The organism is Pedobacter chitinilyticus, assembly GCF_003313385.1.
Classification (GTDB): Bacteria; Bacteroidota; Bacteroidia; order Sphingobacteriales; family Sphingobacteriaceae; genus Pedobacter; species Pedobacter chitinilyticus.
The window spans coordinates 480,207-502,976 of sequence record NZ_QMHN01000004.1 but is presented as its reverse complement, the minus strand read 5'-3'; the positions used below and the strand labels follow the sequence as shown (position 1 = coordinate 502,976).

General features: G+C 40.4%; 20 protein-coding genes and 1 tRNA gene. 5 read left to right on the top strand and 16 right to left on the bottom strand.

Going from position 1 to position 22,770, the window contains the following annotated elements; all coding sequences use genetic code 11:
• Positions 1-107 precede the first annotated feature (107 nt).
• The 3 genes from DUT70_RS14860 to DUT70_RS14850 are packed head-to-tail and all read right to left on the bottom strand — an operon-like array spanning position 108 to position 5,826.
• Positions 108-1,520 (bottom strand): efflux transporter outer membrane subunit, encoded by a 1,413-nt coding sequence (locus DUT70_RS14860; RefSeq protein ID WP_113648131.1) that lies wholly within the window; start codon positions 1,518-1,520, stop codon positions 108-110.
• 2 nt (positions 1,521-1,522) lie between these two features.
• On the bottom strand, positions 1,523-4,678 hold the full coding sequence (locus DUT70_RS14855; protein ID WP_113648130.1) for an efflux RND transporter permease subunit: 3,156 nt from the start codon (positions 4,676-4,678) through the stop codon (positions 1,523-1,525).
• Positions 4,679-4,713: 35 nt separating this feature from the next.
• Entirely contained in the window at positions 4,714-5,826 is a 1,113-nt protein-coding gene (locus DUT70_RS14850; protein ID WP_113648129.1) for an efflux RND transporter periplasmic adaptor subunit, read from the bottom strand.
• 487 nt (positions 5,827-6,313) lie between these two features.
• Here DUT70_RS14850 and DUT70_RS14845 point away from each other — a divergent pair, with 487 nt between their 5' ends.
• Entirely contained in the window at positions 6,314-7,123 is an 810-nt protein-coding gene (locus DUT70_RS14845; RefSeq protein ID WP_113648174.1) for a universal stress protein, read from the top strand.
• A 189-nt stretch (positions 7,124-7,312) separates the two neighbouring features.
• Here the strand turns inward: DUT70_RS14845 and DUT70_RS14840 are convergent, their stop codons facing one another.
• Positions 7,313-8,065, bottom strand: coding sequence for a LytR/AlgR family response regulator transcription factor (locus DUT70_RS14840; RefSeq protein ID WP_113648128.1), 753 nt, complete (start codon positions 8,063-8,065; stop codon positions 7,313-7,315).
• Entirely contained in the window at positions 8,055-9,161 is a 1,107-nt protein-coding gene (locus DUT70_RS14835) for a sensor histidine kinase (protein WP_113648127.1), read from the bottom strand. Before DUT70_RS14835 ends, DUT70_RS14840 begins: the two co-directional genes overlap by 11 nt.
• 160 nt (positions 9,162-9,321) lie before the next feature.
• On the opposite strand from DUT70_RS14835, the gene DUT70_RS14830 reads away from it, so the two are divergent.
• Entirely contained in the window at positions 9,322-9,999 is a 678-nt protein-coding gene (locus DUT70_RS14830; protein ID WP_113648126.1) for a GNAT family N-acetyltransferase, read from the top strand.
• Positions 10,000-10,445: 446 nt separating this feature from the next.
• Here the strand turns inward: DUT70_RS14830 and DUT70_RS14825 are convergent, their stop codons facing one another.
• From DUT70_RS14825 to carA, 6 genes are all read right to left on the bottom strand, one after another.
• Positions 10,446-11,468, bottom strand: coding sequence for a site-specific integrase (locus DUT70_RS14825; RefSeq protein ID WP_113648125.1), 1,023 nt, complete (start codon positions 11,466-11,468; stop codon positions 10,446-10,448).
• Between the two features lie 270 nt (positions 11,469-11,738).
• Positions 11,739-11,812 (bottom strand) — tRNA-Pro (locus DUT70_RS14820).
• A gap of 130 nt (positions 11,813-11,942) precedes the next feature.
• Complete coding sequence (locus tag DUT70_RS14815; protein WP_113648124.1) at positions 11,943-12,503, bottom strand: NADPH-dependent FMN reductase; 561 nt, start codon at positions 12,501-12,503, stop codon at positions 11,943-11,945.
• 64 nt (positions 12,504-12,567) lie between these two features.
• The gene (locus DUT70_RS14810; RefSeq protein WP_113648123.1) at positions 12,568-13,659 is read right to left on the bottom strand and encodes an ABC transporter permease; all 1,092 of its coding nucleotides are present in this window, start codon (positions 13,657-13,659) and stop codon (positions 12,568-12,570) included.
• Positions 13,660-13,699: 40 nt separating this feature from the next.
• Positions 13,700-14,464: an ABC transporter ATP-binding protein gene (locus tag DUT70_RS14805; protein WP_113648122.1), complete on the bottom strand. Its 765-nt coding sequence runs from the start codon at positions 14,462-14,464 to the stop codon at positions 13,700-13,702.
• Positions 14,465-14,698: 234 nt separating this feature from the next.
• Positions 14,699-15,811, bottom strand: coding sequence for a glutamine-hydrolyzing carbamoyl-phosphate synthase small subunit (carA, locus tag DUT70_RS14800; RefSeq protein WP_113648121.1), 1,113 nt, complete (start codon positions 15,809-15,811; stop codon positions 14,699-14,701).
• Between the two features lie 342 nt (positions 15,812-16,153).
• Here carA and panB point away from each other — a divergent pair, with 342 nt between their 5' ends.
• Both panB and DUT70_RS14790 read left to right on the top strand, forming a co-directional pair.
• Positions 16,154-16,969, top strand: a complete 816-nt coding sequence (gene panB, locus DUT70_RS14795) for a 3-methyl-2-oxobutanoate hydroxymethyltransferase (RefSeq protein ID WP_113648120.1) — start codon at positions 16,154-16,156, stop codon at positions 16,967-16,969.
• Positions 16,970-17,176: 207 nt separating this feature from the next.
• Positions 17,177-17,863 (top strand): RluA family pseudouridine synthase, encoded by a 687-nt coding sequence (locus DUT70_RS14790; RefSeq protein ID WP_113648119.1) that lies wholly within the window; start codon positions 17,177-17,179, stop codon positions 17,861-17,863.
• A gap of 1 nt (position 17,864) precedes the next feature.
• Here the strand turns inward: DUT70_RS14790 and DUT70_RS14785 are convergent, their stop codons facing one another.
• The 5 genes from DUT70_RS14785 to DUT70_RS14765 form a co-directional block, all read right to left on the bottom strand.
• Positions 17,865-18,326, bottom strand: a complete 462-nt coding sequence (locus DUT70_RS14785) for a hypothetical protein (protein WP_113648118.1) — start codon at positions 18,324-18,326, stop codon at positions 17,865-17,867.
• 544 nt (positions 18,327-18,870) lie between these two features.
• Positions 18,871-19,608, bottom strand: a complete 738-nt coding sequence (locus tag DUT70_RS14780; RefSeq protein ID WP_113648117.1) for an SDR family NAD(P)-dependent oxidoreductase — start codon at positions 19,606-19,608, stop codon at positions 18,871-18,873.
• Complete coding sequence (locus tag DUT70_RS14775; RefSeq protein ID WP_113648116.1) at positions 19,608-20,042, bottom strand: DUF6691 family protein; 435 nt, start codon at positions 20,040-20,042, stop codon at positions 19,608-19,610. The genes DUT70_RS14780 and DUT70_RS14775 overlap by 1 nt, the downstream gene beginning before the upstream one ends.
• Positions 20,043-20,044: 2 nt before the next feature.
• Complete coding sequence (locus DUT70_RS14770; RefSeq protein WP_113648115.1) at positions 20,045-20,608, bottom strand: YeeE/YedE family protein; 564 nt, start codon at positions 20,606-20,608, stop codon at positions 20,045-20,047.
• A gap of 50 nt (positions 20,609-20,658) precedes the next feature.
• On the bottom strand, positions 20,659-21,006 hold the full coding sequence (locus DUT70_RS14765; RefSeq protein ID WP_113648114.1) for a hypothetical protein: 348 nt from the start codon (positions 21,004-21,006) through the stop codon (positions 20,659-20,661).
• A gap of 430 nt (positions 21,007-21,436) precedes the next feature.
• Here DUT70_RS14765 and eno point away from each other — a divergent pair, with 430 nt between their 5' ends.
• The gene (eno, locus tag DUT70_RS14760) at positions 21,437-22,732 is read left to right on the top strand and encodes a phosphopyruvate hydratase (RefSeq protein ID WP_113648113.1); all 1,296 of its coding nucleotides are present in this window, start codon (positions 21,437-21,439) and stop codon (positions 22,730-22,732) included.
• The last annotated feature ends 38 nt before the right edge of the window (positions 22,733-22,770 follow it).

Below are 22,770 nucleotides of genomic sequence, written 5' to 3'. Positions count from 1 at the left end.
CCATGGGGCCGAGATGACGGTATAGGAGTGTTATAAAGATACATGATAAAAAAATGGCCCGAACTACATCCATAGCTCGGGCCATCAACTAACAACTATTCAACAAACTACTCTACTCCTCCTCCAAGGGCACGATACAACTCGATTTTTGCATCTGCTTTTTCTTTTTGAAGGGATATAACATCTAATTCATTTTGCAAAGCGTTATTTTGGGCAACAATCACTTCTAAATAAGTGGCCATTCCACTACGATATAATAGCAATGCATTTTTAACTGCTTTATCCAAGGCAACTTTCTTCTCGCCAATTAAAACCATTCGCTCTGTAGCATGGCTTGATTTGACCATGGCATCTGAAACTTCGCCTACCGCAAGCATCATCGATTGACGAAATTGCTCGGCTGACTTTTGCTGCTCCAATTTGGCAACCTCGTAATTCGTTCTCAACTCTTTTTTTCTAAAGATGGGTTGGGCAAGGTTACCGCCAATGTTTTTCACCAATGAGCCAGGCAAATCAAACCAGTTGTTAAATTGATAAGAGTTAGCACCAATGGACGGTGTAATGCTAAGGCTTGGGTACATGGCTGCTTTAGCTAATCCAGTATTGGCATTGGCCGATACTACCGCATATTCTGCCGCTTTTAGATCTGGTCTTCTGCTCAACAGTTTTGCAGGTACACCATCAGGGAAAACCTCACCAATATCTGCCGTTTTAAAAGCAAAGTTTCTGGCTATCTTTTTAGGATAATCACCACATAAAATACTTAGGGCATTTTCTTGGATCGCAATATTCTGCTTCGCTAATGGAATCAAAAGCTCGGCCGTTTTTTTCTGCGCCACGGCTTGTTCCACACCTAAAGAATTTACTTGTGCTGCTTGGAACTGCAATTGGATCATTCGTAAAGTACTATCGCTTAACACAATGTTTCGCTCTGCCACTTTCAATTGCTCATCGAGCGCCAGCAAATTATAATATGCTTGCGCTACTTGAGCAATAATTCTGGTTTTTAGGGCCGAAAGGTTTTCCCTTTGCATAAAGTAATTCGCTCTTGCGGCATCTTTCTGCATTTTTGCTTTGCCCCAAATATCAGCTTCCCACGATAGAGATAGGGTCGCACTATAATCATCTAGGTAACTACTCCCCACAAATTGTTGGCTAAGTGAACCGTTCAATGAATTTTTAGACTGGTAGATTCTCGAAGCTCCTACACTGAGATCTAAAGTTGGCAATAAACCAAGTTTAGCTTGCTTAAAAGAACGCTCTAATTGCTCCATGTTCAACACGGCTACCGCTACGTCTTTATTTTTCTCCAGTGCCTGATTGATTAAGGTTACCAATTGCTGGTCCTTAAAAAAGGCTCTCCACGGCAACAGCACGGTGTCGCCAGTAAGGGCCATTGTAGTACGATAGGTATCAGGGGTGGCCAAATCTGGACGTTGGTATTTTTTACCTACCGCACAAGATGACAAAACCACAGACACTACCGCACAAACGATGATATAATTTAAAACTCGTTTCATAATTAATGATTTAATTCAGGTTGAGGTAATGGTTTTTTACTCGACACCTTTTCCTGTAAAAATTGGAACAGCATGTACAGCAATGGAATAACAAATACCCCAAAGACTACTCCAGTTAGCATCCCGATTGCTGCGCCAGTACTGATGGATCTATTTCCCATGGCCGAACCTCCAGTAGCAATCATCAAAGGAATCATCCCCACAATAAAAGCGAGGGAAGTCATGATGATTGGTCTTAACCTCGATTTTGCGCCATCAATTGCCGCATCTTTAATCGATAATCCCGAAGCTCTACGTTGCACAGCAAACTCCACAATTAGGATGGCGTTTTTGGCCAGCAAACCTACCAACATGATCAAGCCTACCTGGACATAAATGTTGTTGTCTAAACCGATGGCTTTGATTCCTCCAAAAGCACCTAAAACTCCTGTTGGAATAGATAATAGTACTGCTAATGGCAACAAGTAACTCTCGTATTGTGCTGCCAATAAGAAGTACACGAATAGTAAACAAAGTGATAAAATCACTAAGGTTTGTGCCCCGGAAGATTTCTCCTCTAAGCTTAATCCTGTCCATTCGTAGCCATAATCCGAAGGCAATTTGCTCAATACGTTTTTCTCTAAATTGTCCATGATATCGCCACTACTTGTTCCAGGTAGCGGCATTACGTTAATGGTTAAAGCATTGTACAAATTGTATCTACTCATCGACTCTGGTCCGTAAACTTTATGCAAGCTCACCAATCCTTTTACAGGCACCATTTGATTAAGGTCATTCCTCACAAAGATTTCGTTGAACGCATCTTCATCAGCTCTGAAAACACCATCAGCTTTTACGCTCACTCTGTAAAACTTACCAAATCTGGTAAAGTTCAAGCTCTGATCTCCAGAAAAATAAACCTGTATGGTTTGCATGATATCGCTCACGTTCAAGCCCATTTGGCTGGCTTTATCTTCGTCTACTTCGATCTCGAATTGCGGAAAATCTGCACGAAAAGTAGTGTAAGCATATTGCACCCCTGGTTGTTGCATAATTTGTCCCATTACCTTATCAGCCATAGCTTTTAAGGCAGCGGCATCTTTACCTGTTTTATCCTGCAATACAATTTCGGCACCGTTGGTTACGCCATAACCCTCTACGGGAGGCATCCTAAATACCATTACCGAACCTTCTTTAATCCCTGCTAACTGTGCAGAAACAGCAGCCGTAATCTGATCAATATCTTGTACGGCTCCACGCTCTTTCTTCGGCTTCAGTTTTACGAAACCTAATCCATAAGCTGGACTGGCACTGTTTGACAAAATGTTGAAACCTGTAATGTTTGCCACACTTTCTACCGCTTCGTTTCCTTTAAAGATGTTATCAATTTTTTTGGCAACTTCTGTGGTACGATCTAAAGCGGTACCTGGAGGCATGCTCAAACTAAATACCATGAAGCCATCATCTTCCATTGGCACAAAACTTTTAGGAGTGCTTACCATTAAGAAAATCGCGATAGCGCTAATCCCTACAGTTAAGCCTGCTCCCAACCATTTCTTTTTAATCAAGAAACGAAGTCCTTTGATGTAACGACCGGTTAGGTTATCAAAACCAGCATTAAATGCGGTGAAGAAACGTTTTTTGAAACCACGTTCCGCTGGCTGATTAGCATGTTCACCTGCGTGATTATTTTTCAATAACAAAGCACAAAGCGCTGGCGTAAGTGTTAAAGCGTTTACCGCCGAAATGATAATGGCAATGGCTAAGGTATAAGCAAATTGCTTATAGAAAATACCAGATGAACCTGTCATGAAACCAATAGGTATAAACACTGCCGACATCACCAAAGTAATGGAGATTACCGCTCCAGTAATTTCGCCCATGGCAGTATGCGTCGCTTCTTTCCCTGATAAATTAGAACCTTCCATCTTACTGTGTACCGCTTCCACCACCACAATCGCATCATCTACCACAATACCAATGGCCAATACCAAGGCAAATAGGGTAAGGATATTAATGGTAAAGCCAAACACCAACAAGAAGAAGAACGTACCAATAATGGCTACTGGCACCGCAATGGCAGGAATAATGGTCGAACGGAAATCTTGTAAGAATAGGAAAACCACAATAAACACCAAAATGAAGGCTTCGATCAAAGTAGATTTCACCTGACTGGTCGCTTCGTCCAAACGCTCTTTGGTACTCATTAACTTGCCATACTTAATGCCTGGAGGAAATGACTTAGCTGCTTTTTCTAACTCGGCATTTACGCCAATCTCAATGGCATTTGCATTGGAGCCTGTGGTTTGCAATATAGCCGCTGTTACGGCATTTTTACCGTTAGAGGTACTATTACCACCATAGTAAATAGAACCAAATTCAATTCTGGCCACATCTTTTAAGCGCACCAACTCTCCACCATTTCGTTTCACGATGATATTTTCGTACTCCGTAGTCTGGTTCTTCTTGCCCTTATAACGCATTACGTATTCCAGTGGTGCATCAGATTCGGAACCTAATTTACCTGGAGCCGACTCCACACTTTGACGTGAAATAGCTGTGTTAATATCCGAAGGGATCAAACCATAATTGGCCATCTTTTGCGGGTTCAGCCAAACACGCATGGAATAGTCTTTTGCCCCAAACAATTGTACCTGCCCTACGCCTGGTACCCTTTTAATTTGAGGCACCATGTTAATGTTGATGTAATTTTGCAGGAAAGTCTCATCATACTTATTATTATCCTCGGTGTACACATCGAAGATCATAATCATACTATTTTGCTGCTTAGAGGTGGTTAAACCCATTTGGATTACCTCTTGCGGAAGAATGGGCGTAGCTTGTTGTACTCTGTTCTGTACGTTTACTGCAGCCTGATCGGGATTAACACCTTGCTTAAAAATAACCGAAATGGAAAATGAACCATCATTACTAGCGGTTGATTTGATGTACTCCATTTGTTCTACCCCGTTAATCTGCTCTTCCAATGGCGTTACCACCGAACGGATCACCGACTCGCTATTTCCTCCCGGATAACTTCCCGAAACGGTAACCGTTGGCGGCGAAATATCGGGGAACCTTGTTACTGGCAACCTCGTAAGTCCGATGATCCCCAAAATCACCAGCACTACAGAGATTACCGTAGCCAATACTGGCCTATCTATAATTCTCTTTAACATAAAATACTCTTTAAAACGATGTAATTTTTGATGCGTTATTTAGCAACCGTTGGCACTACTTTTACGCCTTCGGCCAAGTCATCTATACTGTTGATCGCAATTTTTTCGCCTTTGGCTACACCTGATTTTACTATGTAGTTGTCGCCAGACCTGCCAAGAATTTCAATTGCCTTCATGGCTACCTTATTACTATCAGCAAGGGTAAACACAAAGAACTTGTCTTGTACATCTTTTACACTGGCCATTGGCAATGTCAAAGCATCTTTTAATTTCTTAGTAATGATAACACGACCTGCACCACCAGAACGCAATAACTTATCTGGGTTAGGAAAAACTGCTTTTAAGGCAATGCTTCCTGTGCTTCTTTCGATGTTACCACTGGCCAATTCCAACTTACCTTGGTGGGCATAAGGCTTTCCATCAGCCATAATTAGGCTCACGGCATTCATGCCCGCATCTGTTTTACGATCTTGGTTAAAGGCAATAAAATCAGCTTCGCTCATGGAGAAATACACCAATACTTGATTGATTTCAGACAGGGTGGTCAACGGAGCTGCATCTGCTGGTGTTACCAAATTACCAATACGGTTAGGAATCCTGCCGATGTAACCACTTACGGGTGCTTTAATGATGGCAAAATCAGCATTAATTTGCGAAGAGCCTAAGGCCGCTTTAGCTTGTGCCACTTGCGCAGCAGCGGCATCATAATTGGCTTGTGCCGTTTTTAACTGGATATCCGAAACTACTTTTTCGGCTACCAAAGGTTTGATTTTCTCTACCTCTATTTTAGCATTTGCTTGTGCCGCCAATGCCGCTTTCAAATTCGCTTGGCTATTGTTCACCTGCTCATTAAAAACGTCTCCCTTAATTTTAAATAAGGATTGTCCTTTGTTTACATAGTCACCCTCTTTCACGTAAATGGTTTCCAAATAACCACTTACTTGCGCTTTTACTTCCACGTTCACCGTTCCTTCAATCATCCCAGGGTAACGTTTCTCTATAGAAGCATCGGCTAAACCAAGCGTCATGAAATCTGTATTTACTGGCGGCATCTCAAAACTTTGCTGAGGTTGCCCGCAGGCAGAAAGCAAGATAGCGACTAGCAATACCAGCCAATATTCTCTCTTTGTAGTATTCTTTTGTAACATTTTATTTTCAATTAAATTTTCGGTGCAAAAGAAAGCAGATTTTAAGAGCTTAAAGGGGTAAAAATAACCGAAACGGATAAATTGGCATCCGAAGTGAAAACGGGTTCGACCCAAACGTCTTAACGGCCCTACAGTAGCCAAGGACGCCGATACCTGTTCTTCTTCGTTAATTCAGGTCTATACATTTCAGTAGGTAAACGTCTTCATTTGAGCAGTCAATTTTTCCGTTTCGGAAACTTAAAATATCAAGCGAAGTCAAGTCATTTTACTTTTACGTAGTCAGGAACTTTATTAGAGAGATGATGATGAAAAATTTAATCGTAGAGAGGCATTCGCCTTAAATTATATTGCCCAACAACAGAGAAATCGACGCCATTGGTGTTCCAGTTTCTGTTTTAAACTTATCCATTTACACACAGATGGGAACTGCCAGACATTGAACATGCTGGCGGTTTTTCCTATTCTTAATCTTCTCAATGCTAAAAAAATGAAAACGATTATTGTTGCTACTGATTTTTCGGCCGAAGCAGATCATGCCATGACTTATGCCGCTGCCGCAGCTGCCGAAAGAGGTTATAAGCTGGTGCTTTACAACCTTTACAATACTTCTATCCATGCCATGAATGCCCGTGTATCAGGCAGTGAAATGGATAAGATTTCGACTTGGAGACGTGATAAACTGAAAGAGATTGCCGAATTGATTAGCGGCATTTACCATATTAAAACCGATATTCATTTTGCGTCTGGTGATTTTTATGAAGAACTAGTAGGCTGCATCCATTTGCACAGCGCAGACTTGTTGGTGATGGGTATGCCAGAAAAATCATTGGAGCAAGACTTGTTGGGGAATACCATTACACAAGTGATTGATAGGTTAAAGTTTCCGACTTTATCGATACCACTGCAAGCGCAGTACAAAGGCATTAAGCACATTCTTTTTGCTTGCGATATTGCCCGAGGTGTACATGCCAAAATATTGAATGATGTAAAGGTGTTGGCCAAAGATTTTGGTGCCACTGTGGAAGTTTTCCATGTGAGACAAAGAGCGGAGGACCTTTCAAATAGCGAAGAGCTCAATTTGGTAGATCATTCATTGGCACAGGTTGACCATTTCTACAAACAGGTACAATCTTCGAAGATCATTAAAGCCATTGAAGATGAAATCATCGCCTCGCAAACGGATTTATTAGTGATGGTTCCTTACCGCCATGGTTTTTGGGATAGCTTACTACGAAAAAGTAAAACCAGGGTCATGGCTTCGGGAAATAGCGTGCCGCTACTTTCACTTCCTTTGTAGTAGGACGTTCATTTTATTGGTAAGAAGTAAGCCGTCATTTCGACCATAGGGAGAAATCTAGCATAAAGCTATTAAGTGTTAGATTTCTCCTCCTTCATCGTCGAAATGACGGGGATAGGGAGGTTATAGCTTTCCTAATGAACCAATGAACTAACTACTAGCCACTAACTCCTAATTCCTATTCCCTAATTAACAATCCATCCACTGCTTTAAAGCCGCCGCCTTTTCCCTACTCACAATCACTTCCATATCACTGTTTTTTAAAGCCACCTTTATTTTACCGTTAAAGTGGTTGTGCAGTTGGGCTATGGCATTTACGTGAATAATACACTGCCTGTTGGCTCTAAAAAACTGATGTGGATCCAATTGTTGGTCCAGTTCTTCCATCGTATGTGGCAGCACCACTTCAGTACCGTCCTGCAACCTTGCCTTGGTTACCTTAAACTCTAAAAAGAAATAATATACATCGCTTACCGATACGGCTTTATAACCATCTTTAAAAGGAATCAAAAATCGGCTCCGATGCTCCTTAGGTTTAAGGTACCTCACCAAATCTTCAATAGACTGCTGGTTACTGAAGGAATGGTTTTGCTCTACTTTATCCAAAGCCAGCGCTAATTCTTCGTGCTCCACAGGTTTCAGCAGGTAATCAACACTGTTGTACTTAAAGGCTTTAACGGCATACTCATCATAAGCCGTGGTGAAAATAATAGGACAGGTGATGTTTGCTTTCTCGAAAATCTCGAAGCTTAGACCGTCCGACAGTCTTACATCCATCATCACCAAATCGGGCATGGGCGAATTTGCCAACCAATCGACCGTTTCCTGTACGCTTTCTAAAACGGCGAGGATATTAGCTTGTGGCCTAATCATCCCTATGAGGCGCTTTAAACGATCAGCATTTAGCTTTTCGTCTTCAATAATAAGGATGTTATTGTTCATAATCCATAAGGTGAATAATTACTTTATAGGTCGCTGCGTCTTTCACAATTTCGGGCAGTTTCCCTTGCAAAAGCTGGAACCTATTCATGATATTGGGCAGCCCGATACCAAAAGACCTCAAATTTTGGTTTTCTATTAAAGATAAGGAATTCTCTACCACCAAAACAGACGTTTCTTTGGTGTATATTTTGATATTTAGGGGGCTATTTTTACTGGTAGAATTGTGCTTGAGTGCATTTTCGATGAGTAGTTGTAGGGTTAGCGGAGGCAAATACAATAATTTGCTTTGCGAAGCCACATCGATATCAAAGGTAATGCCCGAACCTATGCGGTGTTTAATCAGGAAGATGTAGGAATCCAAAAACTTAAGCTCCTCTTCTAAAGAGACGGTGTTCTTTTTGGAGTTAACAAGCAAGAAGCGGTACACTCTCGAAAACCGTTCGGAGTATTCATAACCCAACTGTTGGTCTTCTAAAATCAGTTCCGAAAGAATACTTAAACTGTTGAAGATAAAATGAGGATCTAACTGTAGCTTTAATGCATTCAACTGCGCTTCTACAGAAGCCTGCTTCAATTCCGACTCTCTTAACTTATGCTGGGCCAAACTCATTTCGGAGTTTTTCCAGTTGGCCACCAGGTAACTTCCCGTGTTAATTGCAATGAGCGTAAAGGAAATCATGGTACTCACTACACCCCATTGCATCAGGTTTTTAATATCTTCGGTAGAGGGATCACCCAAGTGTTCTTTTTCGATGAACACGATGAAAGCAATATCGAGAAAGATGACCACCATCACTGCCAGCATATTGAAAAGTGCTTCGGTCATGAGGCGTTTTAACGGTTGGTCTGTCCAGGGCAGTGTTCTGTTTAAACGCGAGTGGATAAAAATGGAGGCTTCGGACACCAAGAAACAGAACACCAAGGATACGATCCATTCTGTTAAGAGCTTCCAAAAACTTCTCTGGAAATACTCCTGCCAAAAGGTAGCGTAGGGGTCTAATAAAAAGGAAACCAGATAAAAAAGCACGAAGGCTAAGGGTACAAAAACGGCTCGTTTTGCTTTGTTGCTTAAAAATGTCCTTTCGGTTTGTGGCATTTATTGATTTGTAGTGTTTTGCTGCTACAAAGGTAGCTCTTCCAAAAGTGCTGATGGCAGTTTTTCTCACCGAAGTGTAAAAATTTCGGACTAAAGCGAATAATCCGATGGTTTAAAGATCAGTTTTAGATACGTTAGTGGACTTATCAAATCTTTAAAAATGGAAGCCAATCCCTTAGATAATCCTGTATGGAATTCGTTAACAACTACACATCAAGCACATTGCCTTAATTTGGAAGGTTTTAAGTTTTATGACCCCAAGTACTGCCCATTTGGAGCACTTAATCATGAAGAGATCAATGCAGATGCGCTACAAGCATATGCCGACTTAACGAATGATTTCTTCATTGTAGGGAACAAACCTTCCGCACACCCACAAAATTTGCGATTGAAGAATGAGTTAGTGTGTAATCAAATGGTACTTCACGAACCTATCCAATTAGAATTGAAAGAAGAAATTGTTCCATTAAACGATAGTTATCAAAAGGAGTTAATAGCATTAGTTAACCTCGTACAACCAGGTTACTTTAAAGACAAAACTCCTGATTTAGGGAATTACTACGGCATATTTAAAAATGATCAATTGGTTGCTGTAACGGGCGAAAGAATGAAAATGGCGAATGCTACAGAAATCAGTGCGGTAGTGACTCATCCAGAACATTCGGGCAAAGGTTACGCCAAACAATTGGTTGCTTTTGTGGCCAACCAAATAGCTGAAGAAGGTAAGATTCCTTTTTTACACGTGGCCGAAAAAAATGTGGGTGCTATTGGACTTTATGAAAAACTGGGTTTAGTTACTAGACGAAAAATAAGTTTTTGGAATTACAGCCGCAAATAAAAAAGCTCCATAAAAATTCACAGGGTTTTTATGATTCGTTCTACTATAATGAAGAAACCAATAATTTTCCATTCTTATCTTTCAAACAATAATACTTTAGCAACAGCTTTAAGCGTATGGTCTAGATTTGGAAGGTTTTAAATTTTTAACACCCGCATTTTGTTCTTTTAGGGCCATGCTAGATGAAAATTTAAGACATGCGCATCTTTTGGGGAAAACCTAACGTAGTTTTGGGTAAAACCTAACGTAGTTTTTAGCAAAACATGCGCATGTTTTTGATAAAAGATGCGGCACTAATCTGTCATGATAAATTTCGCCTTTTTTCAAAGCTGTATTTTTTTATTAAAATTGAGGTTAAAACGTTGATAGTGGTGCATTACAGGCTTACCGAGTAAGCTCATGACCAGTAACCATTACAGGTGAAAGATGAAGGTGGCGAATACTTATTATATTGGAGGATATCTGTTCAATATTTGATTAGTATAATAGGGGAATACAGTGCCATTGGCTAAAGCAGCTGGATTACGCTTGTACCTTGAAATGATCTCCAAAGCTTCCGGCAAAAGAAGCACATTGAACTTGCGTTCCGTAAAACGTTTTGTTTTCTGCCTGTACATCTCGATCCAATATTCACCATTAACATCCTTTGTGATATGATCTTTATTGAACCTTGTAATGTCACATGGAGAAAGCCCTGTTAGACAAGCAAACAGAAACATATCCCTTACCGTACCAACACCTATTTTTCTCAATTCTAAATTCCTCAACCTATCCAGTTCGTAAGTATCTAGACAGTTACGGTCCTTGGTAATCATCTTTCTTTTGAAATGCTGAAATGGATTTTCTCTAATCCACTTATTCTCCAAAGCGATCCCTATCATCTTTTTGAGGCGTTCCATATGCTTCATCACGGAGTTATTCGAACAAGGACGCTGCCCTTTATCAGGCTTTCTGTTCGAAAGGAAAAGTCCAAAGTTCGTTATGAAAAGATTATCTACGTGCTTTAGCAGGATATCCTTTTTTTTCCATTTGGTAATCAGGAACTCTGTGAGATACCGCTTGGTAGTCCGATAGTTTTTCATCGTTCCCTCTTCCAATAATTGTTTGAGTTCCTCGTTATGGTAATCGATCAGGAACATCAAGGTGTAGGGAGCTATTTCAGTCCCTTCAACTTTTGCTTTTACCGCTTCGGCAGTCAGCTCTCCCCTGTCTCTTCTCAGTTCCTCATAGGCGGAACTAATCTCTATACCCAACAACCTGATCTCGTCTCTTGTCAAGTTATCCTCCGCGGTTTTCCCCGACATACTTTGGGACTTTTGGTCCCATTTTCCAACAGGCATCTTACGCTTGGTTGCCAAATCCGCGTGGCCTCCGTTTACCGTAATTCTTACATACAATGGAGCTACGCCATTTTTTTCCTTGTCCTTTTTCAGAAAGAACGATACAGAGAATGTGTTCTGTGTCTTCATACCTCTTTTTCTGTGCCCATTTTATGCCCTATTTTGGGGCATTTTCAAATGCGATGTCAAAAAACATCAAACGGGGTCAATTAATAATTAAACAATTGATAAACAGATTTTTATATCAAACCAGAGACAATAATACAAGATTAAAACAGGGTGTAGAATAGGGCATAAATTACATGCTATTTTATGCCTTCAATTGACTTGACTAAAAATGAAAAACCCCCTAAATACTAATATTTAGAGGGTTTTTGCTAGATTTCGACATCTAATAAGTCGGGGTGGCAGGATTCGAACCTACGACCTCCACATCCCAAATGTGGCGCGATACCGGGCTACGCTACACCCCGATGGTGGTATCACCTTTTTTCTTATCATTTAACCCGAGGGTTTCCTGATGAGGTTGCAAAGATAAACATTTTAAGACACGATGCAAACCATTTTAAAAAATGTTTTAATTATCTCCACTAAAAACTAAAATCAAGCTTCTGTTGCCTGTTTCGCCTTGATCCAATACAACAGCTCGTTGATGAAAACCCCTGCTTTCTTATCCATCGCCTCTGCATCAGCAGGTACACCTTCTTCATTAAAGGTCTTATCAATAGTAGGTACAGGGAACATAGCTGGAACCGTTAAAGCGCCTATTTTCCACAAACTGAATTGCAGCGAAGTAATCACCTGCGAACCGCCAAAAGCTCCTGCCGAAACCGTTGCAATAGCTACAGGCTTACGTTTCCATTCATTATATAACAAATCAATTACGTTCTTTAAACTAGCAGGATAACCACCATTGTATTCTGGAGTTACAATAATTACCCCAGTGGCTTCTTCAATCTGCTTGGCAAACGACAACATCTGTTCCGTAGGATTTTCAATAAGGCGCAATCTTTCCTCAAAAAGTGGGAAATCATAAGCATCTAAATCTAGGACAGTGACTTCACCCAGTTGTCTTTCCTCTAAATAACGTTTAAAGTACAAGGCGACACTATGGCTTTTGCGGCCTTTTCTAACACTCGCGGAGATAATGGCAATTTTCGACATTTGAATTTGAATTAACAGTAGACAGCTAATTTAACCAAATATCTCGTGGGTTGTTTGCTAAAACTTACTCCCACTTAAAAGTTTTTACCGCCACGGCATAAATTCCGATGCCCCAAAGCAACATAATTAAGATTTGCTGTTTTACATCCCAAAGGTTAGCTCCTTCAAAAGCTACCTTACGCATGGCATCATTTAAATAAGTTAAAGGCAAGGCCCTACTAATAGGTTGCAACCAAGCTGGAAATGCATTAATGGAAAAGAAAGTACCCGACAATAAAAACTGTGGCAAGGTAATGATGTTAGAAATAGGCGGAATGGTGCTTTCACTTTTAGCCAAGCCAGAGACTACGAAACCAAAACCCATAAAAACAATGACCCCTATAGTGGCCAACACCAACATGTTCAATACCGTAAGCGCTCCGTTAATCAAAGTAAAATTAAAGCAGAAGTGGCCGATCAGGATAATGAACAAAGCGCCCAACAAAGCAAAGCCGATACGGGCAATCGCTTCGCCCAAAACAATGCTCGAACGTCTAACAGGCGTGGCAAAAAACCGTTTGATCACCAAGTTTTGTCTTAGAGCAAAAAAGATGAACGCCGTACCAAAAACGCCTGTGCTCAACAATGAAAAGCCCAATTGTCCAGGCAAAATAAAGTCAATGGTGCGGTGTAATCGACCAGTAACAGTAGTAGCTCTAATTTCGGTAACGGCTGGTTTTTGGTTCACCGTGTTTAATTGGTGGGCAATATCATTCAGCACCGACCGTAGGACATTACCGTTGGTTAACGAAGCCGAAGTATATTTTACATTGGTAAAATAAGCCGGTAAACCGTTGGGATTTTTCTCTACGCTAATCAGTGCATCATAAGCCCCTTTCTCCAAGCTTTTATCAATATTTTCCTGCGTGTCATTTTTGGTTAAGCGAATCACACTTGTTTTTTCCAAGGCGTTAATCACTGGATTATTCAAATCAGAACCAGGTGCTACCGCTACGTCCAGCTTTATTCCGCCACCACCGATAAAGCCAAACACGATAATGAATATCAAAGGGAAAGCGAGTGTAAAAATCACTGCCGAAGGACTACGTGTAATAGACCTGAAACTTGCTTTGGCCAATGCCAAGGTAGCTTTTGTATGATTATAAGGTTGGGACATATCCTATTTTAACTTATTACTTTAAACTCTTTACTTCTTATTATTCTCTCCACTCCTTGCCTGTAAGGCTAATAAAAACATCTTCTAAATTCGCAGCTTTCACTTCTTTTTTGCGTTCAAAACCGCTGGCAATTAAATTATCGATCAGTTTATCAGGCGTATCCAAGGCAATTATTTTTCCCGCCTCCACAAAGGCTACCCTATCGCACAACTGTTCCGCCTCATCCATATAGTGCGTGGTTAATACTACGGTAGTTCCACTGTTACGGATTTCGCTAATCAAATCCCATAAATTTCTACGGGCCTGCGGGTCCAATCCTGTAGTAGGTTCATCCAAAAAGATAATCTTTGGCGAATTAATGAGTGTAGTAGCAATAGAAAACCGCTGTTTCTGTCCACCAGAAAGCTCTTTATATTTTGCTTTGGCCTTCTCCTGCAAGTTCACTTTGGCTAACATCTCCATTGGGCTAATGTTGGCACCATACAAACCTGCAAAAAGTTCCAATAGCTCTACCAAGTTCAAGTTTGGATAATAACCTGCGGCTTGCAACTGCACACCAATAATTTGCTTAATGGCACTGGCATTCGTATCAATATTCAAACCATCAACAGTAACCTCACCACTGGTTTTGCTGCGCAAGGTCTCTATAATTTCCAAGGTGGTAGTTTTACCAGCACCGTTAGGACCTAGCAAACCAAATATTTCGTTTTCATAAACTTCAAACGAAAGGCCTTGCACCGCTTTGAAGTCGTCGTAATGCTTTACCAAATTGCTTACGCTAATAATTGCTTTTCTGTCTGTCATCAATATAAAAGTAAGAAGCTTGCGCTAAACGCTAAATGTTTTTCCGCTAATTGGAATAATTATGAGGATGAAATGATGAATTAACTCGGTGATTGGTAGTTTAGTTTTTGGTCGCATAGTTGTTGGGGGAACTCCTTCAAACTAAAAAGGATGCTTGCTTCAACAAACATCCTCTTATTATTTGATATGGTAAAATGCCTTATCAACTTTGGCCTTCTACCCTTTAGCCAGTTATTACCAAACTAAATCGCCCTTAATCATGCTTAAAAAGTCATCAAAAAGGTAACGAGAATCGTGTGGACCTGGTGAACTCTCTGGGTGGTACTGTACTGAGAAAGCTTTTTTGCCTTTCACACGGATACCTTCAATCGAGTCATCGTTCAAGTTAATATGGGTAATCTCCACTTTGTCCGATTGTTTAACCTCTTCAGGAATCACACCAAAACCGTGGTTTTGAGAAGTCACCTCGCAGTGATTTTTAATAATATTTTTTACTGGGTGGTTTAAACCACGGTGACCGTTAAACATTTTCATGGTACCAATACCGTTAGCTTCTGCCAACAATTGGTGACCTAAACAAATTCCGAATAATGGTTTATCCGCAGCCAAAATTGCTTTTACGGTTTCAATCGCATAAGGCATGGCACTAGGGTCACCAGGGCCGTTAGAGATAAAATAACCATCAGCACCCCAAGTATTCATTTCTTCGAAAGTAGTTTTAGCAGGGAATACCTTTACATAAATCTCTCTGTCATCAAAATTACGAAGGATGTTCTTTTTAATCCCTAAATCCAAAGCTGCTACCTTAACTGGTGCTTCAGGATTACCATAGTAGTAAGCCTCTTTGGTAGATACTACCGACGAAAGCTCTAAACCATCCATTGGCGGTACTTCTTCCAATTTCTTTCTCAACTCCTGCAAATCTGTAATTTCCGAAGAGATGATGGCATTCATTGCTCCCTTGTTACGGATGTGACGCACTAAAGCACGTGTATCGATATCAGAAATACCAACAATGTTTTCACTCTCGAAACTATCTTGGATCGATTCCGAAGCTTGCTTTCTTGAATAGTTGATGTTGTAATTTTTGCAGACCAAACCCGCAATTTTAATTCCGTCAGATTCCACCTCATCGCGGTGCATACCGTAATTACCAATATGTGCATTGGTAGTCACCATAATTTGCCCGAAATAAGAAGGATCCGTAAAAACTTCCTGATAACCTGTCATACCTGTGTTGAAGCAGATCTCACCAGTAGTAGTTCCTATTTTTCCAGCAGCCTTGCCATAAAATACGGTGCCATCGGCTAATAACAAAATCGCTGGTAACTTAGTGTAGTTAGTCATTTAAATTACAATAAAAATTGGGGATAAAAAAAGACAATAAAGAAAGAGAGTTTTTAACGGACATGCCGCTTTTCCTAGATGATAAAACCTGCTGTTTGAACTCTCTCATTTCGGAGTACAAAGGTATGTCTTTTACATGGCTTTTTTCAAGATTTTTTTCAAAAAATTTATGAAGCCTAAAGATCGCTAATCGGTTAATCGTTGAAATGGATTAATTGATCAGTCATTCAACAGATAATAAGCACTATATAACTGATACCTAGTACCTAACCCCTAGCCACTAGTGACTAACCACTTTTTTAAAAAATAAACCCTAATTTTGTGTGCACTAAAACAAAAATCATGTCGGTAAACAAAGAAATAAAGCGTGTAACCACGCATATTTTACAAGAGATGAAGCAGCGCAAAGAAAAAATTGCCATGCTTACCGCTTACGACTATTCTATGGCCACCATATTAGATGACGCAGGCCTAGATGTTTTATTAGTGGGCGACTCGGCCTCTAATGTAATGGCCGGACACGAAACAACCTTGCCCATTACCCTCGATCAAATGATCTACCACGCCCAGTCAGTGGTGCGTGGCGCACATAGAGCCTTTGTAGTAGTCGACCTACCTTTCGGTTCCTATCAGGGCAACTCAAAAGAAGCCCTCAACTCGGCCATTCGCATCATGAAAGAATCAGGCGCACATGGCGTAAAACTCGAAGGCGGCATTGAGATTGTTGAATCCGTTCAACGCATCATTACCGCTGGCATTCCTGTAATGGGGCACTTGGGACTTACCCCACAGTCCATTTATAAATTTGGAACTTACACCGTTAGAGCCAAAGACGAAGCCGAAGCCAACAAACTTAAAACAGATGTGCTGGCCCTAGAGCAAGCTGGCTGTTTCGGCATTGTACTCGAAAAAATCCCCGCTAAACTGGCCAAAGAAGCCACAGAAAGCCTACAAATCCCTACCATTGGCATTGGCGCCGGCCCACATTGCGATGGTCAAGTATTGGTGGTAAATGACATGATTGGCCTAACCAAAGGTTTCAGACCTCGCTTTTTACGCCAGTACCTTAACCTGTACGAAGGCATCAAAGAAGCGGCACAATCATACATCAGCGATGTAAAAGCGAACGATTTCCCTAACGAAAAAGAACAATATTAGATTGGAGAAAGGATAAAGGAGCAAAGAAAAAAGACTTTTTTGAAAAGTAGGTTTAATGCTTATCGGTAAAATCAGTCCCGCTTTTTGTTCCAACCTTTTTGTTATTGCCATCCTGAGCCTGTCGAAGGATACGACAAAAAGTGTTTCCACTTCAATCGGGTTTAGACCACAAACACAACTACTAAAAACTAACTACTACCCACTAAAATGGCCATTACCGACGCAGACATCCTTTACGAAGACAATCATTTAATTGCCGTTAATAAAAGAGCTGGAGATATTGTACAAGTTGACGAAACTGGCGACGAGCCTCTGGATGAGCAAGTTAAAAAATACATTGCGGCCAAATACGATAAACCGGGAGGTGCATTTTTAGGAGTAGTACATCGTTTAGACAGGCCCGTAAGCGGATTAATCCTATTTGCCAAAACCAGCAAGGCACTAGATAGGATGAACGCCATTTTCAAAAACCGCGAAATTAAAAAGACTTATTTTGCTGTAGTGCGAAAAAAACCTGCCAAACCACAAGGAAAACTCGTAGATTGGCTCATTAAAAATCCTAAGAAAAATGTGGTAACCGCCTACGACCACCAAGTAAAAGGAAGCCAATACTGCGAACTAGATTATCAATTATTAACCGAGCTTGACGGCTATTATTTATTAAGGGTAAATCCACTTACTGGACGTTCGCACCAAATTAGGGTTCAACTTTCTAACATGGGCTGCCCTATTGTAGGTGACAATAAATACGGTTATCCACGAGGAAGCAAAAAAGGCAGTATTTGCCTGCACGCCCGCCAATTGGAATTTATACATCCCGTAAAAAAAGAGCCCGTAAAAATATTTGCCAAGCTACCTAAAGATGGCTTTTGGGAAAAATTCGAGAAATTTTAAGCTATTTGCAGGCTACCTTTTCAAACACCATCGATGGACTAAAATCTAGCTTCTTCAAATCTTTGAAAAGCGTTTTTCCGTCTTTCTCCTCCACGTCACCAAAGCCCTCTAAAAACTGGTTCCCTTTTTTCAAAAAGGCTACTTGTCTTACCGACTTTTGTCCTTCAGAATCGAAAGTATACGCCGCAATTAAGGTATCACCATGCATCTCGCCTTCAATCGTCCCTATATTTTTATCTTTCTCAAACCACTTGTATTTCAACTCTCCAGTTGAAACTATACCTGTTGTAATCAAAGTAAGTTCAGCGGTATCTTTGCCTTTAATATAAGCATAGCATGTTTGTTCTGCCACGGGAATATTTGCCACCGAATCTGTTTTCGCCTTATCGCCAGTAACCTTGGTCGTTTGCGTACATGCACCTAAGCAAGCGAGCATTGATAGTCCAATAACAACTTTCATCATTTATCTCAGTTTTAGTGGTAACAGAACATCAAAAACCGTAAAATGTTTCAATTGGGGTTTATTAATTTCAGGGTTGTACTTATGGCAATAAACACCCCGCCCGTTGGGCACCCCTCTGGGAGAGGGGAATTCCGTCACGCACTCTCTCTGACAAATCGGAGGGAGCCAGCAGACACCATGCTCTAGCCGCCAACTAAATTCATATTAACATGAGTCTGGAAGCGTTTTGTAATTTTTCATTATCTCCAGCCTCAGCAAAGCCTCTTCGTTCTATTAAAATCGGCCTTGGCCTGTTCGGCATGCACCAATTGGCCTTAATTATTCCTTTAATAGAACAGGGTGCAGCCGTGGATTTTTTTGCATACTTCTTTCATCTACAGGAAACCTGAGCCTGCGAAAGCATCAAGACAAATAAAACAATAAAAACTACTTGATAAAAGTTTGTCCGCGAAGCGACAGAACCATGCATAGTAGTAAAAACTGATTTTTTTGGCCTAAAACCTGTTATGATGCGTAGAAAGCATTTCCTTAACTGGAATTCACGTTATTTACCCTCTACCCTTAAAATCGAACCGCTGGCAATGGTTTTGTCCTGATCCATTTGATAAATGCTTTCTCCTACCGCAGCGGCATTATTTAACCCTCCATCTGCTTTCAACGCTACAAATCTTTCCACTTCTTTAAAATCATCCTTATCACTTTTACGAATTTGCGCTTGCATATCAGTATCTACTACTCCAGGCGCAATAGCCAATACCTTTACCCCATTAGTAAGGTCTTGTTGTTCCAAGGCCAAATTTTGCGTCAACATATTTAACGCTGCTTTGCTACCGCAATAAGTAGACCAACCGTAATAAGGCTTCAATGCAGCACCCGAACTAATATTTAGGATAGATTTTTCTGCAGAAATTTCACGAGTAAGCCTAACAAAAGCCGCACTACAGATATACGGCACTACCGTATTCAGTTTAAATACCTGTTCAATCACTTTCGCCTCCAGTTTCTCAAGTGGCGCTATTTCTCCCAAAGTACCAGCATTGTTTACCAAAGTAATTTTAACAATTTCATCTGCATTCAATAGTTCAAAAATAGCCCCAAGCTGCTGCTCCACCTGTTCTGTTTTGGTAAGGTCAAACGAAATTTGAGTAACGCCTTTAGCACTAAGTTCCGCATCCACACTTCGTGCTATCGAAAAAACACGTACGCCTTTGGCCAAATAAGCTTCAATAATACCTCTACCAATACCTTTACTTCCTCCAGTAATAATTAAAATTTGTTCCATTAATGAGGTAATTTTTCTTTGATTAAACCATAAAACCAAGTGCCAGCAATAGCGCTCAACAAAGTTACTGCAACCACCGTGGCGCCTGTTCCAATTTGTGCAAATAGCGGCCCAGGACAAGCTCCAGTAAGCGCCCATCCAAAACCAAATAATAGGCCACCATATATTTGCCCTTTATTAAATTGCTTTGGCTGCAAGGTAATTGGCTCACCACTTAAACTCTTTATTTTAAATCTCTTGATGATAAATACCGACAACATTCCAACCACAACGGCACTTCCAATTACGCCGTACATATGAAAAGATTGCAATCTGAACATTTCCTGTATCCTAAACCAGCTCACTATTTCAGCCTTTACAAAAACCATCCCAAACAATGTCCCCAGTATCAAATACTTCAAATTGCCCCAACCTTTTGACCTTCTATGTTCCATACCTATAACGATAAAATAATTGGCAATAATAAGTTGGCCATGATAAAACCGCCCACCATAAAACAAATAGTGGCCACTAATGAGGGCCATTGCAAATTAGACAGCCCCATAATGGCATGGCCGCTGGTACAGCCCCCAGCATATCGGGTTCCAAAGCCCACCAAAAAACCACCGAAAACCATCAGCAAAAACCCCTTTAAGGTAAATAAGGAAGTCCAGTTCATCAATTGTATTGGAACCAGCTGGTTATAATTATCCACCCCATAAGAGGCCAGTTCATTAGCCAGCTTGGGATGAACCTGTACAGGATTGGGATTGGCCAAAAAATGGGCAGCAACAACACCACCAACCAAAATACCAGCCACAAAGAATAAATTCCATGCTTCCTTTTTCCAATCGTACTTAAAAAATGAAATATTGGCAGGGATACAAGCGGCACAGATATGCCTTAACGAAGAGCTAATGCCAAACGATTTATTCCCTAACAGCAGTAAAGCTGGAACAGTAAGCCCAATCAAAGGCCCCGCTACATACCAGGGCCAGGGCTGTCTAATCAATTCAAACATAATTGAGGTAATTTTTAACAAAGTTAGCAAACCCCTCAAATCACGAAGAATTATTCCTTTTTCATGAGAATCACTTCATCATCGCCAGCTAAGGTATATCCGTATTCATAACAGAAAATATACACTTTACCTGCGTCACTAAGATGATAGTGCGTATGATAATCAAAATCAAATCCTTTTTTGGCCAAGGTTTCCCGCTTCACGTTCGATTGTCCGTTAGCAATTTCTTCTCGTAAAAGTTTTCTATTCTTATTTAAAATCTGATTTAGTTTCCTTACAAACTCGCCGTCCACACTTTTGCGTCTGTTGTTGTAGTTGTTTCTACATTGGTCATCACAAAACTTCTTGTCTGCACGGCCTTTAATTTCGGTATGGCAATCTAAGCAAAATCGAATCATAGGCTTATCGGCTTTTTACATTTAATAAAACTACGAATAAATTTTGGTCCTGCTGTGCCGTAGCTGGGTTTATTCGAATATAAACGTTTATAAACGATTAACATACGAGTAGTCTTTTCAATAAAACGACCTTTGTAGTATCAACAGTTCTCCAACTGTTGCCAAACCATTTAAAGACGAGCAAAACATACAAGTTGTATCAGCAATTTGAACACCTTCAAATTCACATAGAAAGGTGATATTCAGTAGTTTTCGTCTACCTATGCATTGGGCAGCTATTTTAGGGTAGCTGCCTTTTTTATACCCTTTGCTCCCACAAAAAATATAACCAATTGATTAGGTAAGTTTAAAAAATGTTATAACTTTGAAAAACCCCTAGCTAATTGTACTTTTTACACTAAGGGTAATTTTAATTCAAAACAAGTATAAAATGAGTTTAATAATCGATGTCCATGCAAGACAAATCCTCGATTCTAGAGGAAATCCAACTATTGAAGTAGAAGTAATGACAGAAAACGGCTTTATGGGTCGTGCAGCTGTTCCTTCTGGCGCAAGTACTGGCCAATATGAAGCGGTTGAATTACGTGATGGAGATAAGAAGACCTACTTAGGCAAAGGTGTTTTAAAAGCGGTAGAAAATGTAAATACCAAAATTGCCCAAGCTTTGCAGGGAGTAGATGTTTTTGAGCAAAATTTAATCGACAAGTTAATGATAGACCTAGACGGTACCGAAAACAAGGGAAATCTGGGCGCTAATGCCATATTAGGTGTTTCTTTGGCGGTAGCTAAAGCTGCTGCAAAAGAGAGCCGTCAACCTTTATACCGTTACATTGGCGGTGTTAATGCGAACACATTGCCAATTCCAATGATGAACATCATCAATGGTGGTTCACACTCTGATGCACCTATTGCTTTCCAAGAATTTATGATTATGCCTGTTGGCGCTCCTTCTTTCTCTGAAGCTTTGCGTTGGGGCACTGAGGTTTTCCATAACTTGAAAGCGATTTTGCACGATAGAGGTTTATCTACTGCTGTGGGTGACGAAGGTGGTTTTGCACCTACTTTTGAAGGAACTGAAGATGCCATCGAAACGGTATTAAAAGCCATCGAAAAAGCTGGATACAAATCAGGTTCGGAAATTTGCCTAGCATTAGACTGTGCTTCTTCTGAATTCTACAAAGACGGAAAATACGACTATACTAAATTTGAAGGCGCTACAGGTGTAATCCGCTCTAGCGAAGAACAAGCTAAATATCTAGCAGATTTAACCGTTAAATATCCAATTATTTCTATCGAAGATGGAATGGATGAGAACGATTGGGATGGCTGGAAAAGCTTAACCGACAAAGTTGGTGATCGCGTTCAATTAGTAGGTGACGATTTATTTGTAACTAACGTTAAACGTTTACAACAAGGTATTGATACCAACACTGCAAATTCAATTTTGGTAAAAGTAAACCAAATTGGTTCATTAACAGAAACCATTAATGCAGTAAGCTTGGCACAAACCAACGGTTATACTTCGGTAATGAGCCACCGTTCTGGTGAAACTGAAGACACAACCATTGCTGATTTAGCAGTAGCTTTAAATTGTGGACAAATCAAAACTGGTTCTGCTTCTCGTTCAGATAGGATTGCAAAATACAACCAATTGTTGCGTATTGAAGAAGAACTTGGTGATGCTGCGAAATTCATCGGCAAGAACTTCAAATTCGCTAAAAAATAAAAATCAACTCAACATCAATAAGGTGTTAACAAGTTGAA

What these genes read in the sequence shown, in the direction of transcription:
- DUT70_RS14860 (WP_113648131.1), bottom strand. Translation starts at nt 1,520, where the DNA reads ATGAAACGAGTTTTAAATTATATCATCGTTTGTGCGGTAGTGTCTGTG.
- DUT70_RS14855 (WP_113648130.1), bottom strand. Translation starts at nt 4,678, where the DNA reads ATGTTAAAGAGAATTATAGATAGGCCAGTATTGGCTACGGTAATCTCT.
- DUT70_RS14850 (WP_113648129.1), bottom strand. Translation starts at nt 5,826, where the DNA reads ATGTTACAAAAGAATACTACAAAGAGAGAATATTGGCTGGTATTGCTA.
- DUT70_RS14845 (WP_113648174.1), top strand. Translation starts at nt 6,314, where the DNA reads ATGAAAACGATTATTGTTGCTACTGATTTTTCGGCCGAAGCAGATCAT.
- DUT70_RS14840 (WP_113648128.1), bottom strand. Translation starts at nt 8,065, where the DNA reads ATGAACAATAACATCCTTATTATTGAAGACGAAAAGCTAAATGCTGAT.
- DUT70_RS14835 (WP_113648127.1), bottom strand. Translation starts at nt 9,161, where the DNA reads ATGCCACAAACCGAAAGGACATTTTTAAGCAACAAAGCAAAACGAGCC.
- DUT70_RS14830 (WP_113648126.1), top strand. Translation starts at nt 9,322, where the DNA reads ATGGAAGCCAATCCCTTAGATAATCCTGTATGGAATTCGTTAACAACT.
- DUT70_RS14825 (WP_113648125.1), bottom strand. Translation starts at nt 11,468, where the DNA reads ATGAAGACACAGAACACATTCTCTGTATCGTTCTTTCTGAAAAAGGAC.
- DUT70_RS14815 (WP_113648124.1), bottom strand. Translation starts at nt 12,503, where the DNA reads ATGTCGAAAATTGCCATTATCTCCGCGAGTGTTAGAAAAGGCCGCAAA.
- DUT70_RS14810 (WP_113648123.1), bottom strand. Translation starts at nt 13,659, where the DNA reads ATGTCCCAACCTTATAATCATACAAAAGCTACCTTGGCATTGGCCAAA.
- DUT70_RS14805 (WP_113648122.1), bottom strand. Translation starts at nt 14,464, where the DNA reads ATGACAGACAGAAAAGCAATTATTAGCGTAAGCAATTTGGTAAAGCAT.
- carA (WP_113648121.1), bottom strand. Translation starts at nt 15,811, where the DNA reads ATGACTAACTACACTAAGTTACCAGCGATTTTGTTATTAGCCGATGGC.
- panB (WP_113648120.1), top strand. Translation starts at nt 16,154, where the DNA reads ATGTCGGTAAACAAAGAAATAAAGCGTGTAACCACGCATATTTTACAA.
- DUT70_RS14790 (WP_113648119.1), top strand. Translation starts at nt 17,177, where the DNA reads ATGGCCATTACCGACGCAGACATCCTTTACGAAGACAATCATTTAATT.
- DUT70_RS14785 (WP_113648118.1), bottom strand. Translation starts at nt 18,326, where the DNA reads ATGATGAAAGTTGTTATTGGACTATCAATGCTCGCTTGCTTAGGTGCA.
- DUT70_RS14780 (WP_113648117.1), bottom strand. Translation starts at nt 19,608, where the DNA reads ATGGAACAAATTTTAATTATTACTGGAGGAAGTAAAGGTATTGGTAGA.
- DUT70_RS14775 (WP_113648116.1), bottom strand. Translation starts at nt 20,042, where the DNA reads ATGGAACATAGAAGGTCAAAAGGTTGGGGCAATTTGAAGTATTTGATA.
- DUT70_RS14770 (WP_113648115.1), bottom strand. Translation starts at nt 20,608, where the DNA reads ATGTTTGAATTGATTAGACAGCCCTGGCCCTGGTATGTAGCGGGGCCT.
- DUT70_RS14765 (WP_113648114.1), bottom strand. Translation starts at nt 21,006, where the DNA reads ATGATTCGATTTTGCTTAGATTGCCATACCGAAATTAAAGGCCGTGCA.
- eno (WP_113648113.1), top strand. Translation starts at nt 21,437, where the DNA reads ATGAGTTTAATAATCGATGTCCATGCAAGACAAATCCTCGATTCTAGA.